The sequence below is a fragment of the Rhodococcus sp. 14-2496-1d genome, assembly GCF_002259365.1.
GTDB lineage: Bacteria > Actinomycetota > Actinomycetes > Mycobacteriales > Mycobacteriaceae > Rhodococcoides.
The window spans coordinates 1-1,353 of the sequence record NZ_NPFV01000044.1 but is presented as its reverse complement, the minus strand read 5'-3'; the positions used below and the strand labels follow the sequence as shown (position 1 = coordinate 1,353).

General features: G+C 63.6%; 2 protein-coding genes. Both read left to right on the top strand.

Annotated features, from left to right (window positions below; translation table 11 throughout):
• Positions 1 to 204 precede the first annotated feature (204 nt).
• Entirely contained in the window at positions 205 to 624 is a 420-nt protein-coding gene (locus CH296_RS28210; protein WP_032364204.1) for a DUF6153 family protein, read from the top strand.
• An 85-nt stretch (positions 625 to 709) separates the two neighbouring features.
• Entirely contained in the window at positions 710 to 1,336 is a 627-nt protein-coding gene (locus tag CH296_RS28205) for a DUF305 domain-containing protein (RefSeq protein WP_032364203.1), read from the top strand.
• Positions 1,337 to 1,353: the final 17 nt, after the last annotated feature.

The window sequence follows — 1,353 nt, the reverse complement described above, 5'->3', positions numbered from 1 at the left end:
ACTGCGGTTGGGATCGGTGCGCTCGCAACCTTCTGGGGGCTCGACAGGGCGATCGTGGTGGCGATGCCGACGCTCGCAACACTCAGTGTCGCGAGCGGGGTGTTGGTTCACTGGTTCGCACGACCGAGAGCTGACGTCCGACTGGCCAGCTGAACGATGCACCGACGCTACCCCTGGGGGGTATGCCCTGTTACCGTCGAGAGCATGAACTCGACGATTCGTCGCACTCGACGGGGCACAGCCTCGGCGATCGGATTGTTGATTGCAGTGACGGTGTTCGGGGTGTTGTTGATGCATTCTGTGACACCGGCATCGTCGATGGCTGGCCCGATGTCGGAGTCGATGACCGGTGGTCATGCCGCGATGGCGTCGACAGCCCCGGGCAGTAGCTCGGCTTCGGTGATGTTCGGGGAACACGATTGTCCGTCGGCGCATCAGATGATGCATCCCTGTGTGGGAACTCCGGTGTCGTGGGCCGCGTTGTCCGTCCCGACGATGAGCACCGAGACAGGCCAGTCGCCGACAGCGGTGGACGGGATCGCCGGGCGCACAGACTCCATCCTGGAGCGCGCACCGCCGTGGACCTTGTGGGAGTTGGACAGATCGGTGACCTTGCGAGTGTGACAGGGAGCCCGGTAGACGCGCGTCGACCGGCGGACCGAAACACGTCACACACCCCTGATTGTCCACTCTTGCAAGGAGATTCCACATGCGTACCAAAGTCATGGCTTCACTCGCTGCTGCCGCCGCCAGCGCGTTCCTCGTCGTCGGCTGTAGCAACGACTCGACCGATTCGTCGATGGACGGGCATTCCATGGGCTCGATGTCCTCCGCACCGATGTCCTCGGCCCAAGCAAGCGCGTCCGCAGAGTTCAACGATGCCGACGTGATGTTCGCGCAGATGATGTATCCGCACCACGCACAAGCAGTCGAGATGGCCGACATGGCGAACGGCCGCACCGACAACCCGGACGTGCTGTCGCTGGCATCGGCGATCGCCGGCGCACAGCAGCCCGAGATGGACCAGATGACGGCATGGCTGACCGAGTGGGGCCAGCCCATGCCCGACATGGACATGAGTGACATGGGCGGGATGGACCACAGCTCTGGCAGCGGCATGATGACCGCTCAGGACATGGACGCGTTGATGGCAGCGTCGGGACCGGAATTCGACCGCCAGTGGTTGACGATGATGATCGCCCACCACACCGGTGCCATCGAGATGGCGAACACCGAAATCGCGGACGGTTCCAATCCTGACGCCCTGGAGATGGCACGCGCCATCGTCGCCACTCAGCAGCAGGAAATCGAGACCATGCAGCGGCTGCTCGGCTGACCCGGCCCGCCACACAA

Coding starts and splice junctions, on each gene's coding strand:
- CH296_RS28210 (WP_032364204.1), top strand. CDS start 205: ATGAACTCGACGATTCGTCGCACTCGACGGGGCACAGCCTCGGCGATC.
- CH296_RS28205 (WP_032364203.1), top strand. CDS start 710: ATGCGTACCAAAGTCATGGCTTCACTCGCTGCTGCCGCCGCCAGCGCG.